This window comes from Ketogulonicigenium vulgare WSH-001 (assembly GCF_000223375.1).
GTDB classification, from domain to species: Bacteria; Pseudomonadota; Alphaproteobacteria; order Rhodobacterales; family Rhodobacteraceae; genus Ketogulonicigenium; species Ketogulonicigenium vulgare.
This window is the reverse complement of the sequence record NC_017385.1, coordinates 143566-161900: the sequence shown is the minus strand read 5'-3', so window position 1 is coordinate 161900 and position 18335 is coordinate 143566. Positions and strand designations below refer to the sequence as shown.

General features: G+C 64.0%; 14 protein-coding genes. 2 read left to right on the top strand and 12 right to left on the bottom strand.

Translation table 11 applies throughout. The features are described 5' to 3' along the window. Positions 1-11: 11 nt before the first annotated feature. The 5 genes from KVU_RS15700 to KVU_RS15680 form a co-directional block, all read right to left on the bottom strand. Positions 12-1658, bottom strand: a complete 1647-nt coding sequence (locus tag KVU_RS15700; protein ID WP_013385784.1) for a hydantoinase B/oxoprolinase family protein — start codon at positions 1656-1658, stop codon at positions 12-14. Further along, positions 1651-3717: a hydantoinase/oxoprolinase family protein gene (locus KVU_RS15695; protein ID WP_014538193.1), complete on the bottom strand. Its 2067-nt coding sequence runs from the start codon at positions 3715-3717 to the stop codon at positions 1651-1653. The genes KVU_RS15700 and KVU_RS15695 overlap by 8 nt, the downstream gene beginning before the upstream one ends. Beyond that, entirely contained in the window at positions 3714-4820 is a 1107-nt protein-coding gene (locus KVU_RS15690) for a M20 family metallopeptidase (protein ID WP_013385781.1), read from the bottom strand. The genes KVU_RS15695 and KVU_RS15690 overlap by 4 nt, the downstream gene beginning before the upstream one ends. Next, on the bottom strand, positions 4810-6201 hold the full coding sequence (locus KVU_RS15685) for a M20/M25/M40 family metallo-hydrolase (protein ID WP_014538192.1): 1392 nt from the start codon (positions 6199-6201) through the stop codon (positions 4810-4812). The genes KVU_RS15690 and KVU_RS15685 overlap by 11 nt, the downstream gene beginning before the upstream one ends. Before the next feature lie 121 nt (positions 6202-6322). After that, positions 6323-7102: an IclR family transcriptional regulator gene (locus tag KVU_RS15680; protein WP_013385779.1), complete on the bottom strand. Its 780-nt coding sequence runs from the start codon at positions 7100-7102 to the stop codon at positions 6323-6325. 106 nt (positions 7103-7208) lie between these two features. On the opposite strand from KVU_RS15680, the gene KVU_RS15675 reads away from it, so the two are divergent. Further along, entirely contained in the window at positions 7209-8888 is a 1680-nt protein-coding gene (locus tag KVU_RS15675) for a M28 family peptidase (RefSeq protein ID WP_013385777.1), read from the top strand. After that, positions 8888-9865 (top strand): alcohol dehydrogenase catalytic domain-containing protein, encoded by a 978-nt coding sequence (locus tag KVU_RS15670; protein ID WP_044008269.1) that lies wholly within the window; start codon positions 8888-8890, stop codon positions 9863-9865. The genes KVU_RS15675 and KVU_RS15670 overlap by 1 nt, the downstream gene beginning before the upstream one ends. Here KVU_RS15670 and KVU_RS15665 read toward each other — a convergent pair. The 7 genes from KVU_RS15665 to KVU_RS15635 all read right to left on the bottom strand — a co-directional run bounded on the left by KVU_RS15665 (position 9851) and on the right by KVU_RS15635 (position 18243). Further along, a complete protein-coding gene (locus KVU_RS15665) occupies positions 9851-11281 on the bottom strand; it encodes a UdgX family uracil-DNA binding protein (RefSeq protein WP_014538190.1) in 1431 nt (476 codons plus the stop codon). The two genes, KVU_RS15670 and KVU_RS15665, sit on opposite strands and share 15 nt — an antisense overlap. Then, complete coding sequence (locus KVU_RS15660) at positions 11278-12501, bottom strand: putative DNA modification/repair radical SAM protein (protein WP_013385774.1); 1224 nt, start codon at positions 12499-12501, stop codon at positions 11278-11280. Before KVU_RS15660 ends, KVU_RS15665 begins: the two co-directional genes overlap by 4 nt. A gap of 40 nt (positions 12502-12541) precedes the next feature. Further along, positions 12542-13546, bottom strand: a complete 1005-nt coding sequence (locus KVU_RS15655; RefSeq protein WP_013385773.1) for an ABC transporter ATP-binding protein — start codon at positions 13544-13546, stop codon at positions 12542-12544. Further along, complete coding sequence (locus KVU_RS15650; protein WP_236953185.1) at positions 13543-15123, bottom strand: ABC transporter permease; 1581 nt, start codon at positions 15121-15123, stop codon at positions 13543-13545. Before KVU_RS15650 ends, KVU_RS15655 begins: the two co-directional genes overlap by 4 nt. Positions 15124-15125: 2 nt before the next feature. Further along, positions 15126-16121: an iron ABC transporter substrate-binding protein gene (locus KVU_RS15645; protein WP_013385771.1), complete on the bottom strand. Its 996-nt coding sequence runs from the start codon at positions 16119-16121 to the stop codon at positions 15126-15128. Positions 16122-16258: 137 nt separating this feature from the next. Further along, entirely contained in the window at positions 16259-16912 is a 654-nt protein-coding gene (locus tag KVU_RS15640) for a response regulator (RefSeq protein ID WP_013385770.1), read from the bottom strand. After that, on the bottom strand, positions 16909-18243 hold the full coding sequence (locus KVU_RS15635) for a sensor histidine kinase (protein ID WP_164928163.1): 1335 nt from the start codon (positions 18241-18243) through the stop codon (positions 16909-16911). Before KVU_RS15635 ends, KVU_RS15640 begins: the two co-directional genes overlap by 4 nt. Between the last annotated feature and the right edge of the window lie 92 nt (positions 18244-18335).

The window sequence follows — 18335 nt, the reverse complement described above, 5'->3', positions numbered from 1 at the left end:
TGGGGCCCCTTTTATTCTGGCTGGTAGGTATATACGGCCTTTGCCGCTGCCTCGGTGACATAGCCCATCGCGATATCATGGGCGATGGCGGCCGGGTCGCGTTGGTCGGGGGGGCCGAAACCGCCGCCGCCGGGTTGGCTAAAGGTGACGATATCGCCCTTTTGCATCACACCGCGCCCGCTGCGCTCGAAGGGGGCCTCATCCCCGATCCGGATCACGCCTTTTGCGCCCGCGTCGGCGCCCTCGCGGCCCAAGGCAGGCTCGACCAGCCGCCCGCCGCTGAAGGCGACTTGCACTGCGGTGGCGTTCAGGCATTCCATCACGGTTTCCTGCCCCAGCCCGCCGCGATATTTACCGGGGCCGCCGCTGTCGGGGCGCAATTCGCGCGAGAGGATGCGGAACGGTGCCTCGAGTTCGAACAGCTCGACCGAGGTGGTGGCGATATTGCCGGGGAACACCACGGCCGATACGCCATCGCGGTCACGAAACGCGCCTTGGCCGCCTTGGGCATTGTAATGCGACAGGAATTTCGTGCCGTCATCCGCCGTGCCCGAGAATTTCTCGGTCCACAGCGGATAGGTGCCCGAGGGGGCCATCGCCAGATCGGGCGCGATTTTATAAAGCGCGCCCATCAGCGCCTCGACCGTGAAGTAGGACAGCAGCGAGCGGTACATTCCCGGTGCGGGGAAGGTCGGGTTCAGCACGGTGCCTTCGGGGACATGCAGAACAACGGGCCGGAACGCCCCCGCATTCATCGGCAGATCGGGGCAGAGCGTCGCGATAAAGGGGAACAGGCAATAGGCGCGGGTGATGTTCAGCACTGCATTGACCGGCATATCCACCTGCGCCGAGGTACCGGTGAAATCCAGATGTACCGCGCCTGCGTGCACCTGCATCCTGAGGTTGATGCGCAGCCGCGCACCTGACGCATCGCGCAGTTCGTGGAACACTTCGCTGTCGGCGCTGCCCTCGGGCAGGCGGGCAAGGGCACGGCGGAACATATCTTCGGTGCGGTTGGTGATCAGATCGGCCAGCGCGTGCAGATCGGGCAGGGCGAAATCATCCAGTAACTGGCAAAGGCCCTTGGCCCCCACGCGGTTCGCGGCGATCTGGGCGTTGATATCGCCCAGCACCTTTTCAGCCATACGCACATTGCGCGCCAGCAGACGGTGCAATTCGTCATTCTTGATTCCGGCACGGTAAAGCTTGCTGACCGGGATGATGACGCCTTCCTCGTAAACTTCGCGCGCGTCGGTCGCGCCAAGGCGGCCGCCCATATCGGCGTGATGGGCGCAGGTGCAGGCAAAGCCGATCAGCGCGCCGCGATGGAAAACCGGCGTTGCGACAAAGACATCGGGCGCATGGCCCGCGCCGACCCAAGGGTCGTTGCAGATCAGGATATCGCCATCTTCCAGCGTCTCGGGCGGATAGGTGGCCAGCATCTCGGCGATGACGGTCGGGGTCGATCCGGCCTGACCGGGCGTGCATTGGCTGGACTGCGCCAGCATCACGCCCCGGCTGTCATAAAGCGCGCAGGCATAATCCTGGTTGTCGCGCACGATCAGCGAAAAAGCGGTGCGCTCCAGCGTGGTTGCGATCTCATCCGCGACCGAGATCAGCCGCGACCAGATGACTTGCAGGCGGATGTCGTCAATCATGGGGCACCTCTTGGGGCAGCGAAATGTCCAGCCAGCCGGCGGGGTTGCGGGTGGCGGTCGCGCCTTGGCTGACGTGAATGGTGGCGCCGGGTTGGTTGATCAGCGCGGGGCCGGTGATCTGGCCCTTCATGGTGGCAAAGGCCACGACCTGATGCGGCACCATCGCGCGGGCGATGGGGTCCCAGGCGAGGCGCGTCGGCCTGACCGCGCCGATCCCTGCCAGCGGGCGAAAGGTGGGGCCGGTGCTGCTGGCGTGAACCTCGGCCCGCAGGGTCACCAGTTCAACCTCCATATCGTCATAGGCATAGCCGTAGCTTTGCAAATAAGCGGCACGGAAAGCGGCGGTGATGGCGCCATGGGACAGATCATCCAGCGGCACGCGCAACTGGTGACCCTGACCGAAATAGCGCAGATCCGCGAACAGGCTGGCGCCTTGGGGGGCATCGGGGGCGGCGGCGGCCACGACGCTACGGGCCTGCGCCAGCAGATCGTCAAGGATCGCTTGCAGCTCTGGCGCGGTGGTGGCCGACAAGCGCCGCGGGTGCGAGCGGGCGACCTCGTAGCGCGGCGTCGCCATCAGGAAACCCATCGCGGAAAAGACGCCAGCCGCCTCGGGCACCAGAATGCGCGGCACGCGCAGGCGGCGCGCGACCTCGGCCCCGTGCAGCGGCCCACCGCCACCAAAAGCGACCATGGTGCTGCGGGTCAGATCGCCCCCGTTTTCTGCCGCATAGATGCGCGCGGCTTGCGACATGTTTTCATTCACCACCTCGATCATGGCGGCGGCGGTGCCCAGCACTGACAGGCCAAGCGGGACTGCCAGCGCCGCGACCGCAGCCTCGGCCGCCGCGCGGTCAAGCCTGATGCCGCCCGCCGCGAATTCGGCGGGGTCCAGATAGCCCAGCAGCAGGTTTGCATCGGTGACGGTGGGCAGCGCTCCGCCGCGCCCGAAACAGGCGGGGCCCGGGTCGGCGACCGCGCTTTCGGGGCCGACACAAAGCCGACCCAGCCCGTCGATATGTGCGATCGAGCCGCCGCCCGCGCCGATCTCGATCAGATCGACCGTCGGCACCGCGAGTGGCGTGCCCGAGCCGCGTTTGAAACGGTGCACGCGGTCGACCTCATAGGCGCGGGTGACGGGCATCTCGCCCTTGCGGATCAGGCAGGTCTTGGCGGTGGTGCCGCCCATATCAAAGGCGATGGCATCATGATAACCCGCCGCCAGCGCCAGATCGCGCGCGGCCAGAACGCCGCCGACCGGCCCGCTTTCGGCAAGACGCACGGGCGCGGCACGGGCGGTTGCGGCGGTGACAATGCCGCCGCCCGATTGCATCAGATAGACCGGCACGGCAAAGCCATCGCCGCGCAGGTTTTCCTCGAGCGCACCCAGATAGCGGTCGACCTTCGGCTTGACATAGGCATTCAGCGCGGTGGTGGAAAAGCGTTCGAATTCGCGCACTTCGGGCAGGATATCCGCCGACAGCGACAAGGACAGCGTCAGCGGCAGGTCTTGCGCGATCTTGGCGATCTCGCGCTCATGCGCGGGATTGGCATAGGCATTGATCAGGCACACCGCGACGGATTCGACGCCCTCGTTCGCCAGTTCCATCAGTGCCGCGCGCACCTTGGCGGTGTCGAGGGGGGCCACGATCTGGCCGTCATGGCCCATCCGCTCGGGCACCGGACGGCGCAGATTGCGCGGCACGATGGGCGAGGGGTAGGTCTGGCGGATATCATAGATGTCATAGCGGATTTCACGCCGCGTCTCGATGATATCGCGAAAACCTTCGGTGGTGAGCAGGGCGGTTTTCGCGCCTTTGCGTTCCAAAATGGCGTTGATGACCAGTGTTGTGCCATGGATGAACGTGTTCAGATGCGCGGCAAGATCCGGGTGGCGGGCCGCCAGTTGCGATAGGCCCTGCATGATCCCTTGTTCGGGCGCGGCGGGTGTGGTTGCGACTTTCAGCGTCTCGAGCGCGCCGGTCGCCGCATCGAACAGGATGAAATCGGTAAAGCTGCCGCCGACATCGCAGCCGATCCGGTAATCGGGGGTGGTCATGTCAGGCGCTCCATCAGGCCTTGCAGTAGGCGCAGGCGCTCGGTCAGGGAAGACACGCGGATATATTCCTCTAGCGTATGGCCGCCCGCGCCATCGGCCCCCAGCCCGTCAAGGGTCGGTGCCAGCGCGGCGGTGAAATTGCCGTCCGATCCGCCGCCGGTTTTCAGGCCTTTCAGCGTGAACCCAATGTCTTGCGCGATTGTCGCGGCGGTTGTGAACAGGTCTTGGATGGCGGGGCTTGTCTCATAGGGGGGACGGTTCAGCCCGCCTGTGATCTGCAGCCTGACATCGGGGTCATGCGGGCGATAGCCGGCGACGAAATCCTCGACCGCGCGGGCGGCGGCCAGATTGTCGACGCGCAGATCAATCTCGGCATAGGCATGGGCCGGCACGACATTCGCCGCCGTGCCGCCGCCGATCATTCCGACATTGACGGTCGTGCCGCTGTCGTAATCGGTCAGCGCCTCAAATGCCAAGGTCAGCCGCGCGATTTCCGCAATGGCCGAGCGGCCATCTTGATGCCGCGCGCCTGAATGGGCGGGACGGCCAAAGGCGTCTGCCCGATAGCGAAAGACGCCCTTGCGCGCGATGACAATCTGCCCGCCCTCGCGCGCGGGCTCGGTGACCAGCACGTATTTGGAACGCCGGGCCAAATCCTCGATCAGCGCCTGCGAGGTGGGCGAGCCGATCTCTTCGTCCGAGACGAAAAGATGCGTGATCGGCAGGCTGAGCGTACCGCTGCGCGCGGCTGCCCCTGCCGCCTGCATGGCGATATAGGCCCCCGCCTTCATGTCATAGATGCCGGGGCCAAAGGCGCGGTCGCCCTTGATCTGAAAGGGAAAATCGGCAAGCGTGCCAACGGGATGTACCGTATCCAGATGGCTCAGGATCAATATGCCCGCATTGCTGGTGCCGGCATTCAGCCGTGCGATCAGATGGGGGCCTTGGCCGCCCGTGCCCGCGATAATCTCGGTCTCGGCGCCAATGGCGGCATAATCGGCCGCGACCATTTGCACCAATCGCGTCAGTCCCGCGACATGGCCGGTGGGGGTTTCAACCTCGACCCAGTGGCGGATCGCATCCAGCAAGGTGTCATCCGTCATCGCGCGCTCCTAAATCCCAGAACAGCCCCGCCATAATGCCTAGACCCTCACGCATCAGCGGTTGCAGCACATGCTCGTCCGGCCCGTGCTGTTTGCAACCGCCATAGGAATGCGGAATCCAGATGACCGGGCAGTTCAGATGGCGGGCGAAAATTTCCGAGGGCAGACCGCCTGATGAATTGGGCATCAGCGTGGGCGCATAGCCGATGGTCGCCGCGATACTGTCCAGCACGCGGTCAACCCATGGGTTGTCGGGGTCGGTGCGCCAAGCGGGAAAGCGGTTCAGCGGTAGATTGGTGATCTCGACCTGATGAAAGCCATGCCTGTCCAGGTGTTCGCGCAGCGCGGGCATGAAGCGCGCCTCGTCGACATCGACGGTATAGCGCAGCTGACAGCGGGCATAGGCCTCGGGTTGGACGCCGTTGATCGGCTTTTCCGGCGTGCCGGTGACATAGGCCAGCACGATAAACGATGTCCAACCATACATCTTTTCGCCGCGCGACAGGCGTGCCTCGCCCCAATCCTCGGGCATGATCAGCGTCGGGTCCGAGGGGTCGACATGGATCGCTTGCAGTGCGGCGGTGACGCGCGGGGGCACGGATTTGGGCAACCAATCGTCAATCAAGATGCGCCCGCGCGGCGTGGTGATCGAGGCGAGCGCATGGGCGAGGATCAGGCCGGGGTCTTCCAGCACGCCGCCCCAATGACCCGAATGGCGGCTGCCTTCGCGCAGTTTCACGCTCAGATCAAAGGCATAGGCGCCGCGATTGCCCAGCTTGATATCCACCTTGTCGCGCAACATCCGCGGGCCATCGGACGCCAGCAGCAGATCGCAGGACAGAGCCTCGGCCTCGGCCTCGAGCAGCAGGTCAAGCCCGACCGAGCCGATTTCCTCGGATGTCTCGACGATGAATTTCGCGTTAAACCCCAGCGATCCGCGCGCCGCCAGCACTTCGCCAAGGGCGGCCAGCCAGATCGCGTGCTGGGATTTGTTGTCGGCGGTGCCGCGGCCGTACCAGCGCTCGCCCTCGACAGTGATGGTCCAAGGGTCCAGACCCTCACGCCATTGTGCGGGGATGCCGCGCACGACATCGCCATGACCATAGCCAAGAATGGTGGGCAGGGCCGCATCCTCGATCCGCGTGGCGATCAGGAACGGGCCGCCGCCTGCGATCGGATTATCCACCACGCGATAGTCAAAGCCCATCTTTGCGACGGCGGGGCCGATCTCGTCATGCAGATAGCGGTAAAGGTCGGGCAGGCGTTCGGCGTTCTGGCTTTCGGTCGCAATTGCGACGCGGGCCCGCAGGGTTTCCAGAAAGCGGCCGTCATCTGCCAATGTTTGCGCGGCCAAAACAGCCGCAGCGCGGGAAGGAGTCATGTTTCACCTATCGAAACGATATTTTAAAGGTAGAAACAATCAGCCAAAGTGGCAATGGGATTTGGCGCTAAAAATGAAAAAACCCGCCCAAGGGGCGGGTTTGGCACTTTTGCAGGCAAAGCTAGATCTCGTCCCGCTCGGGCGGGCTGCCGTAATTGCCGATCAGGCCTGCAATCTGGCGGGCGGCGTCGCGCAAAGCATCCAGCACCGCGCCGCGCTTTTCCGGCGGCAGCAGGGCGACAGGACCGTTCACGGCCATGGTCGCAATCGCCTCGCCCGCGCCATTGAACAGCGGCACGGCGACCGAACAGGTCGAGTGATCCAACTCGCCCTCGGTGATCACCCACCCGTCGCGCCGAATGATATCAAGGGACGCGTTCAAGCGTTCGGGGTCGATCACGGTGTTTTCGGTATAGCGCGGCAGGGCGCTGGCCAAGACGCGGGTGCGGATCGCCTCGGGCGCATAGGCCAGCAGGATTTTCGGGCCAGCCCCCGCGTGCAGCGGCCCTTGGCGCCCGACATCGCCAAATACGCTATGCGAGGCACGGGTATGCAGCATGGCCACGGTCACCGAATGCAGATCATCGCGCACCTGCACCAGCACATTGCATTCGGTCGCATTTTGCAGCGCGACCATATGCGGTGTCGCCGCCGAGATCAGCCGCGATTGTCGCCGCGCCTTTGCCCCCAGCAGCACCGCTTGCCAACTGAGGCTATAGGTGCGCCGCACCGGGTCTTTCGAGACGAAGCCGCGTTCCTCCAGCGTGTAAAGCAGACGGAAAATCAGGCTTTTGGTAAAGCCGGTGCGCTCGGCCAATTCCGAGATGCCGGACTCGGGGCTATCTGCCAAAGCTTCCAGCAGTTGCAACGCCCGATCAACGGCAGAGATCGTATAGCTCAACCGAACCCCCAAAAAACACTAGCTTTATCGGGGAATACGGCCCTAGATCGGAAAATACAACTGAAACAGTTTTTCACTGTTCGAAAAATTACCCAAGGAGCCGCCGATGCTGTCGTCCAATGAGCTGAACCGCGTCACTGATATCGCCTGGACTTTGGTCAATCAATTCGCGTCCCAGGACCGCGAGGTGCCGGTCGAGGCCAACCGCGGGGCGCAAATCATCGCAGATCATCTGCGCGCAGCGGGTCTGCCGGTTCAGATGCATCAGCCAGAGCTTTACCTGTCACTGCCAAAAACCGCGCAAGTTCAGATTGTTGGCGGAAAAACTCTGCGGGCAAAGCCGCCTGCCTTCACGCTGCACTGCCCCCAAGGGATTACGGGTGATCTGATCTATCTGCCCGACGCAGGTGGCGGCACGCCGCTGGACCGCTCGCCTGCGGCACTGGGTGCATTGGCGGCGGCGCGCGGAAAAATTGCGGTTATCGAGGGGTTTGCCCTGCCCAATTTCATAGCAGGGCTAGAGGCAGCGGGCGCCATTGGCGCGATTGTGGTCAATCCGGGCGTGGATATTCACTGGGGCACAGTCTCGACCATCTGGGGCACGCCCGAGCTGCCGGATCTGGCGCGACTGCCCAAAATTCCATCGGTTGCAGTCAATCAGCCCGATGGACAGGCGCTGATCGCATTGGCGCAGGCCGGCGGTCAGGTGGTGATCCGGACCGAACTCGAGACTGGCTGGTTCCCGCAATATCTGCCGGTCGTCGAAATCCCCGGCAAGGACAGCGAAGATTTCGTGCTGCTCCATGGTCATTACGACAGTTGGCGCGAGGGCGTGGGCGATAATGGCACCGGCAACGCCTGTATGCTGGCCGTCGCATTGGCACTGTGGCAGCAGCGCGGGACGCTAAAACGGGGGGTGCGGATTGCATGGTGGCCGGGGCATTCGACGGGGCGCTATGGCGGCTCGGCCTGGTTCGCCGATACATTCGCGCGCGATCTGGATCGCCACTGCGTCGCGCATCTGAATTGCGACAGTCCCGGTTGCCGCTGGGCGACCAGCTATGCCGAGATCGCCTGCACCGCCGAGGCGGCCCCCTATGTGAGCCAAGTGGTTGCGGATGTGGCCGGGCAGGTTGCATGCGGCAAACGCCCGCAGCGCAACTCTGATTATACGTTCAATAATATTGGCGTGACGGGCCTGTTCAATGCCTCGTCCAACCTCCCGCCCGAGGTTCTGGCCGAAAAGGGCTATTACGTCGTGGGCGGTTGCGGCGGCAATATCGCCTGGCACACCGAGAATGACACGATCGAAATTGCCGACCGCGATGTGCTGCAAAAGGATATCGCGCTCTATTTCGCCGCCGTGGCGGGGTTGGCGCAGGCGGATCAACTGCCGTTCGATTGGCGGCTGAGCGCGGCTGAATATGTTGAAACAATTGCGCAATATCAGGCGGCTTGCGCATTCGATCTGACACCGGCGGCGCAGGCGGCGGGGACATTGGCGGCTGCGATTGACGCGCTTTATGCGCAAGATCTGCCGCCCGCTGTGTTCAATGATAAGGTGATGGCGCTGTCGCGCCTGCTCATCCCCGCGCATTTCACACGGGGGCCGCGATTCTCGCATGATCCGGCGTTGAATGTGCCGCCGCTGCCAGCGATTGCCGATGCGATGCTGTGGCACCAGATCCCGGCGGATCAGCAGGGCTTTTTGCGCGCGCAGCTTATGCGCGGGCAGAACCGGCTGGTCGATGTGTTCGCGCGCGCGGCGCAGGCGGTCGCGCTGTGATGCGGGCGGTTGGCTACCGCCGCCTTGGGCCTGCGGCCGAGGTGCTGCACCTGGAGATCCGCCCCATACCAGAGGCGCCAGGCGCGGGTGAGGTGATCATCCGCCTGCACGCCAGCGGCATCAACCCCCATGACACCAAGGCCCGTGCGGGCTGGACGGGTGGCACGCCGCCCGAAGATTTCTTTATTCCCCATAGTGACGGCGCGGGGGTGGTGACAGCGGTGGGTGCGGGGGTCGATCTGGCGATTGGCGCGCGCGTTTGGGTGTTTGGTGCACCCCATGGCGCGGGCACGGCGGCAGATTATCTGCGCATCCCCGCGTGGCGTGTCCTGCCCTTGCCCGATGCGTTGGACTTTGCCGAGGGTGCAAGCCTTGGCGTGCCGCTGTTGACGGCGTGGTTGGCGGTTCTGGCCGACGGGCCGGTGATGGATCAGGTGCTGCTGGTGCAGGGCGGCGGCGGCGCTGTGGGCGAAGCGGCGGTCGCGCTTGGCGTGGCCTTTGGCGCGCGGGTCGTTGCCACGGCACGCAGCGCAGATTCCGCGGCGCGGGCGGCGGCACGCGGGGCGTTGGCCGTGCGCGCGCCCGATGATCCGGCGCTATCCCAGTTCATCGCCGATATGACTGGCGGCGCAGGCGTGCCGCGGGTTGTCGAAGTGGATTTCGGCGCCAATCAGACCCGCAATCTGGCGATGCTGGCTGACCACGGCACGCTCGCCAGCTATTCCGCAACCAGCGATAAATTTCCGACCCTCGACTATTACGGCTTTGCCCGTAAAGGCGCGCGGATCAGTTTTGTGCAGGGGATGAAGTTGACACCCGCGCATATCGTCCGCGCCCGCGCCGATCTGTTGCCACTTCTGGCACAGGGACAGCTTCGCCCCACAATCGCCGCGCGCTTTGCGCTGGACGAGGCTGCGGCCGCGCATGAGATGGTCGAACGCGGCGCGGGTGGCAATGTGGTCTTAATGCTGAATTAATTGATGCGCGTGTTGAAGATCATGCAATAACTCGCTGTATACGCGGTCTTTATCTGCGACATGAGGCAGCCGCAGAATATACGAGGGATGCCACGCGATCAGCACCGGCCCGCCATGCAGGCCGGTTTCGATCGCGCCGCGCCGCGCCGCCAGTGGCGATGTGTCGCCGGTCAGCGCGGCGGCGGCGGTTGCGCCAAGGGCCACGGTCAGACGCGGTTTGATAAAGGCCAGCTCTAGCCCCAGCCACCAGCGGCATTGCGCGATCTCGGGGCCATCGGGGCTTTTGTGCATCCGCTGTTTGCCGCGTGGGGCGAATTTGAAATGTTTGACGGCATTGGTCAGCCAGACCTGATCTGTGGCAAGGCGGGCCTCGGCCATGGCGCGGTGCAGGACTTGGCCGGCAGGGCCGACAAAGGGGACGCCGGCCAGATCCTCGTGATCGCCGGGCTGCTCGCCCACGATCATCAGCGCGGCATCGGGGGCACCGCGGCCCCAGACGGTTTGGGTCGCAGCCTCGCACAGATTGCAGCGACGGCATTGCGCGGCGGCGGCCTCGGCCTGTTCCAGCGTCTCGGGTAAATCGGGCGCGGCGGGCATCGCGGCGCGATAGCGAGCGGATATGTTCTGCGCGCCCAGATCCGGCATTGATCCGGCGGCCTCGTGCATCTGCCGCACGCGCCGCTCGGCATCGCGTAGCATGGCGGGGATCAGGCGCGTCTCTGGCATGTTATGCCAGTATTTCTTTGGCATCTCTGAACGCATTGCCTGAAGTTTGATGCGGGCAGGGTTGAAAATATTGGTAAAATAGGTGCCCCAAAGTGCCTCGGATGCGTCATCGGGCAGGTCGGGGCGCGGCTGGCCCTGATGGAAATCCAGCGCGCCATCGGTGAAATGCGCCGACAGATCCGGCGTGAAAATCGCCCAATCCATATCGGCAAAGCGCTTGGCGAAAAAGGAACTCGCGGGCTCGAGCGTCAGATGTTCGGGCTCGAACCAAGCGGCAAAGCGGCGACGCGGGCCGGGTGCGGGCAATTCGCGAAAACGGACGAAAGCATGCATCTTATGGATGTCGCGCCCCACCGATTTCGCCATCAGTTGCAGCCTGCGCCCCAGCGGATCGGCCTGCGAGGTCGGATCGCCCGCACCGCTGTCCAGCCGCCACAGCGCCTGATACATCAGATCAAACCGCTCGGGCGCGCGATGCCACAGCACGGATTTTGCAAAGCGCAGAAAGTCTTTGCTGACGCGGGCCTGATGTGGGCCATCGTCATCTGGCAAGGCGCGGGCGCTAAACAGCCCGTCCTGCGGCGCCCAATCCAGATCGGCGGGCGCGATGCGGTGGCTGATGGCGCGGCGGGCGGCGCTGCGCCATGCGGCGAAGACGTCGCGCGTGGGCAGGCGCACCGCATAGGTCACAGCAGTTGCAATTGCTGGGGCGGCGGCGCGAAACGGGCACGCAGATCCGCTTGATCGGTCAGGGCGCGCGGCGACCAGCCGGGCAGGCTGACGAAGGCCTGCGCCTTTTTCATCAGCGCGCCCATGCGCACCAGATCCTCGTAGCGCAAGGTATGGGTGCGGCGCGTTGCGATGATACGATCTACGGTGCGGGTGCCAAAGCCGGGGACGCGCAGCAGCATCTCGCGGCTGGCACGGTTCACATCCAGAGGGAACAGCCCGCGATGCTGCAACGCCCAGGCGAGTTTGGGATCGAGGTCGAGGTCAAGATGCCCGCCCGTCGCGCCGGTTGCGATTTCCTCGGCGGTAAAGCCATAAAAGCGCAGCAGCCAATCGGCCTGATACAGGCGATGTTCGCGCAGCAGGGGCGGCTGCACCAGGGGCAGCGCCGCCGAGGCATCTGGAATGGGCGAGAAGGCCGAATAATACACGCGCCGCAGGTGATAGCCGGTATAAAGGCGGCTGGCACTGTTCAGGATCGTCACATCATTCGCGCCATCGGCACCGATGATCATCTGGGTGCTTTGCCCGGCGGGGGCGAAACGCCGCGCGGCGCGTCCCTTATGGGTCTTGTCCTTTGCCGCCTCGCCCGCAAGGCGTACCTGCGCCATGGCCGTGCGGATCGTTTCGGGCCGCTTTTCGGGGGCCAGTTGGCGCAGCGTGCTGTCCTGCGGCAACTCGACATTGATCGATAGCCGGTCGGCCCACAGGCCCGCCTCATGGATCAATTCGGGCGCAGCGTCGGGGATGGTTTTCAGATGGATATAGCCGCGAAAGCCGTGATCTTGCCGCAACGTGCGGGCAATGCGCACCATATCCGCCATGGTCTGATCGGGCGAGCGGATAATGCCAGAGGACAGAAACAGCCCCTCGATATAATTGCGGCGATAGAATTCGAGGGTGAGGGTCACCACCTCTTCGACCGAAAATCGCGCGCGCTGCACATTGGATGAGACGCGATTGATGCAATAGGCGCAGTCGAAAATGCAAAAATTCGTCATCAGAATTTTCAGCAGCGAAATACAGCGCCCGTCCGGCGTATAGGCATGACATATGCCCGCGCCGCCCGATGAGCCGAGGCCGCCCTTTTTCGCATCGCGCTTTTCCCCGCCCGACGAGGCGCAAGAGGCGTCGTATTTCGCAGCATCCGACAGGATCGCCAATTTTTCATTCAGGGACATTTTTGACATGGCCCTGTTATAAATGTTCACACTTTGTTCGTCAATTGCCCTGATATTGATCGGGCGAGAGTGGCGAGAATCGGTGCATTTGGTCGAGGGCAATGAACAGGGGATCGGGCAAAGGATAGGCGGCAGAGAGGGTCATTTGTAAATCAATATCAGCCACTTGCAGGCTGTGGTGGCATTGGCCGCCCGCAAAAGTGCTGGTGATCAGCCGTGCGGGGGTGCCATTGGGATCGGGCAGGATATGGTGCGGGCGCAGCGCAAGTGTGACGGGCCCCTGCGCGGGGCTGGCAAGGCGGCAGGGCCCAAGGGGGGTGGCGCAAGCGTCGCCATCTGCAATGCCGTCGATCAGCATCACAGGCCCGAGGGCGCGGGCGGCGATCGCGCTGATGGGGTGGTCATAAACGGCGCGGGCCGTGTCGATCTGGTGCAACCGGCCGGCCTGCATGACGGCGACGCGGTCGGCAAAGCCGAGGGCTTCTTCCTGATCATGTGTGACCAGCAAAATGGCGCAGCCGGTCTCTTTCAGCAGGCGCCGCATCTCGGCCCGCGCGCGCTGGCGCAGGCTGGCGTCGAGGTTGGAAAACGGCTCGTCCAGCAGGATGATATCGGGTTTCACCGCAAGCGTACGGGCAAGGGCGACACGCTGCTGCTGGCCGCCCGAAAGCTGATCGGGAAAGCGCTGCTCGAGGCCCGTGAGGCCAACCAGCGCGCAGAGGGCGGCAAGATCAGCGTCCGGCGCGCCGAACAGGATGTTTTGCGCGACGCTCAGATGCGGGAACAGCGCGTAATCCTGGAACACGATGCCGATGCCGCGCCGCTCGGGCGGCAGGGCGGTGATCGGCTGACCCGCGCGCAGGATCTGGCCGCTGCCCGGCACCTCGAACCCGGCGATCAGGCGCAGGGTTGTGGTCTTGCCGCAGCCCGAAGGGCCGATCAGCGCCAAGATCTCGCCCGCGTGCAGATCCAGCGACAGGTCATGCACGGCGGCGGTCGGGCCAAAGCTTTTGCTGATGTGGTCAAGGCGCAAAAGGGGGGTCATCGGCGGGCGGCTCCGGATTCATATTTCAGGAAAAGCCCGACGAAACAGGCGCAAAAGATCAGCAGCAGCAGGGCAAAGGGGGCGGCATTGGCCATCATCCCTTCGGAGGTCCAGGCAAAAATACTCATGGCAAGGGTGCGGGTGCCGGTGGGTGCCAGCATATAGGCAAGGGGCAGGTCTTTGACGATCATGACAAATACCAGCACTCCTGCGGCCAGCGCGGGACGGCGCAAGCGCGGCAGGGTCACGCGGGCAAAGGCGCGGGGGGCGGTCTTGCCAAGGGCGCGGGCGGCTTCCTCTTGGCGCGCGGGGATCTGCATCAGCGCAAGGCGTAGCGGCCCAAGGGCGATGGCGGCAAAGCTGATGACATAGGCAAAGATCAGCACGGCATGGCTTTGATACAGCATCGGCACCAGCGCCAGCACCATGAAGACCATCGCCAGCGCCAGCGGCAGTGGCGGCGTCGCATAGCCAAGATAAGCGAGCCGTCCCGTCAGGCGCGGCAGCCAGCCGGGATAACGCAGCGCCAACAGACTGACCGGCAGCGCCAGCGCCACCGCGATCGCGGCGGCGGGCGCGGCCAGCAGCGCGGTCGCGGCCATGGCGCGGACCAGCAGGGCGGCGTTGAAATCCGGCAGTCCCAGACGCATCCAATGCCCCAGCACCAGCAGCGGCAGGCCGAGGCTGCACAGCGCGATCAGCGCAATCGCGCCCCAGGCCGACGCCTGCCAGCGGCCCAACCGCAGGGCCTGCGCGCGGCGCAAAGTGCCACTGCTAAAGCGGCGATTGCGCGTAACGCGCGCCTGCGCCCAAAGCGCGATCAGCGTGAGGCCCAGCAGGATCAACGCCAGCCACGCCGCCGTCGTGCGATCAAAAGCGCCGGCATATTGAGTGTAGATGGCGTAGGAAAAGACCTCGTATCGCATCAGGGCGATCGCGCCGAAATCGCCGATCACATATAGGCCGACGATCAGCCAACTGCTGACCAGTGCGGGCCAGAGCTGCGGCAGGATGATGCGCAAAAACGCTTGCAACGGCGAGAGGCCGAGGCTGCGGGCGCTTTCGACCAAAGAGCCATCCATTCCAAGGAAAGCCGCGCGTAAATGCAGGAAAATATAGGGGAATGTATATAAAGTCAGCGCAAGGCCCGCGCCCCATAGCCCGCGCAAGGGCGGCAATGTGATCCCGAACCAATGGCTGAGAAAGCCGTAATACCCCGACATGCCGATCAGCGCATAGGCCATGACATAGCCGGGCACGGCCAGCGGCAGCACCATCAGCCATGTCGCAATCCGGCGTCCGCGCAGGTTCGTCTGCGTCACCAGCCAGGCCATCGGCAGTGCGATCAGCGTCCCGAGCAATAGCACCAGCGCCACAAGTTGCAGCGTGTTGCCCAGCAGCAGCAAGATGCGCGGGCGCAGGATGATCTGTGCGATCTGGTCCGGTCCCGCGCCAAAGGCACGGATCAGCAGGTAGATCACCGGCAGGCAGGTACCGACGGCCAAGATCACCGCAGGCAGCACCAGAATAAGCGGAGGGCGGCGCTTGCGCACCGCCCCCTGTCCGTTATCCGTCACGATTACAGCAGGCCGACATCGCGCAGCAGCGACAGGGTGCCTTCCAGATCGCCAATATCATTGACGTTCACAGCGGGGCTGATCTCTTGCACGGTTGCCAGCGGCTCAAGCGTCGCTTGCGGGATGATGCCTTCGCGCACGGGATATTCGTTGCCCGACAGGGTGATATATTGTTGCGCGGCAGGGGACAGCAGGAAGTCGATAAAGGCCTGCGCATTGTCCTTGTTGTCCGACACATCGATAACGCCCGCACCGGCGACCAGAACAAGGTTACCAATATCGCCCGCGCCGAAATGGGTCTGATCGACAGGGTATTCGGCATCGGCGGCCGTGTAGCGGCCAAGGTAATAGTTATTCACCAGACCGAAATCGACCTCGCCATTCGCGATGCCTTCGATCTGGGTGCCGTTGTTGCGGTAGACCTTGGTCTCATTCGCGATCATGCCTTCCAGCCAGGCTTTGGCCGCATCATCGCCATGGGTCAGGCGAAACGCGGTGACAAAGGCCTGGAACGAGCCATTGGTCGGCGCCCAGGCAACGCGGCCGCGATAGGCCTCGTCCGTCAGATCGGTGATGGCGGCGGGCAGGGCGCCTTCCTCGACGCGGTCGGTCGAATAGACCAGAACGCGCGTCCGGCCCGAGGTTGCGACCCATTTGTTCGACGGATCACGGAACACCGGCAGCACGGTTTCATTGACGCCGGCCGCCAGATCCGAGAAATGCGGCGCGAGCGCACCCAGAGCACCGGCATCTTGCGCCCAGAACAGATCGGCGGGGGTGTTTTCACCCTCTTCCATCAGCAGGGCGGCCATTTCGGCGGTCGAGCCATAGCGCACCTCGGCGTCGATGCCGGTCTCAGCCTCGAACTGGGCGACCAACGGGCCGATCAGCGCCTCGCCGCGACCCGAATAGATCGTCAGGCTTTGCGCGCTGGCCATGGTTGCGACCGAGGCAAATCCAAGGGCAAAAGCCACACCAGCAAGATATGCATTCTTCATCATATATCCTTTCGCCGCCAAGCGATTGGCGGGGTCAATCTGTTGAATAGCTTGCCGATAGGCACCGGCTGGCGAGCGATGCCGCAGCTATAATTGACTAAAATACTCGGTAGAACCGGCCTAGGACCTATGCCGCCTTAGATACGACTTTGGTCTGATCGCGTGCCGTCGCGCAGCAGCAGCGCGGCTTCGGTGCGGTTGCGCGCCCCCAGCTTGTGCAGGATGCGGGTCATATGATGTTTGACGGTCTTTTCCTGCATATCGCCAAGGCGGGCGATTTCCTTGTTGGAATGCCCGGCGGCGACCATATTCAGCACCTCGGCCTCGCGCGGGGTCAAAAGGTCAAGGCTGGCACTGCGCTGGGGGCTCAGGCGTTCCTCGACACGGATTTCGGTCAGGATGCGGGCGGCAAGGGTGGGGGTGATATACCCCTCGCCCGCCGCAATGCTGCGCACGGCGTCGATCAGGGGCGCACCGCCGATCCCTTTTAGGATATAGCCACGCGCGCCGGTGTTGATGGCGGCCATCACATCGTCGCAGGCCTCGGAGGCGGTCAGCACAGCGACATTCACCCCGTCAAGCGCAACCAAATCCGGCAGAACATTCAGCCCGCCGCCCGGCAGCGACAGATCCAGCAGCACCACATCGGGGCGCAAATCGCGGGCCAGGGTCAGGGCGGCGGCGGCGGTATCGGCTTCGCCGCAGATCTGAAGATCGGGGCTTTCGCCCAGCGACAGGCTTAGCCCGCTGCGAAAGATCGGATGATCATCGACAATCAAAACGCGGATCATTCAGCGCCTTTCTGCATCTGTGGCAGCCACATGCTGACCGATGTGCCGCCTTTGGCAGTGCTGTGCAATGTAAACCTGCCGCCAAGACCCAAAACGCGTTCGCGCAAGCCCCGCAGACCCAGGCCGTCGGTCGCCGCATTCAGATCAAAGCCCGGCCCGTCGTCAAGCGTGTCGACCTGAAGGCCCCCCTTGGCTGCGGCCGCGCGCAGGCTTTGCCGCGCGCCGGGCGCATGATGCGCGCCGTTGTTCAGCGTTTCTTGCACGAAACGATACAGGCAGTTCTTCTCGTGCAAGCCAAGGGGGGGCAAGGGGCCCGCGATCTGCACATCGACCGGCGCATCCGTGCGGGCAAGGTGGGTCGCCGTCGCGCGGTGGATAATCGTTTCGCCATCCAAATCCCCCAATTCGGGCAGAACAAGGCCGCGGCAGATATAACGCAGCTCGCGCAGGGCCTCGTTCACGGCCAATGCGACGGGTTCTTGCCCCGCAACGCCGTCCAGACGCATGGCCGCAAAGGCAAGGTGCTGGGCGGGGCCGTCGTGCAGTTCGGCAGAGAGGCGCTGCAAGGTCAGATCGTTGATCTCGGCAATGCGGCGGTTGGCCTGCTCGATCTGCTGCGTCAGCGCGGCATTCGCGGCCAAGGAGTGCGACAGCACCTGCACCTGATCGGCAAGGCGCGCGCGCTGTTGGCGAATGGTGCGGTCGCCGCGCAGGACGATGGTGCACAGGGCGGCGAACATCGCCAGCGTCACCAGCGCGACCACGATCCAACTGGCAAGGCGGCTTTGCCACAGATCTTCGCGTAAATCCGCGCTATCCGTATAGAATTCAGCGACCGCGATGATCTGTCCCGTGCGGGACGAGTGGATCGGGCTGTAAACTTCGGCCAATTGCTCGCGCGTGCCATCGGTCTGGGTGACATTGCGCAGCGAGGCATAGACGCGGCCCGACAGTGCGGTATTCAGGCGCGGGTTGTCCTGCCGGATCTGGCCGATCCGCTCGGGCCGGGTGCTATATAAAATACGCCCGTGGCGATCCCACAGGTTAAAGGTAGATACGGCGCGGCTGAGGCCACCTTGCCGCACGATCTGGTCAAGGCGGGTCTGATCCTCGGGTGTCAGATCATCGACCTGCGCCAGTTTTTGCGCGACGGGTGCAATCATCGCATCGACATAAAGCGCTGTAATCGCGCCGGAATTCGTCACGACGATCCGTTCGATCTGGGCACTGACCCACAGGCCGGTGCCGGTCATGCCAAGGGTCAGGACGACCCCCGCCAGCAGCAGGAACTGCCGCATCAAAGGGCTGGAGTTGTCATTTTTCGCGCGCATGATCGGCCTTTCGCGGTTTGGCCGATCATGGCGGGCATCGCGGCGGATGGTCAACCAGCCGCGACGCAAGGATCAGGCCCAGGGATCAGGCC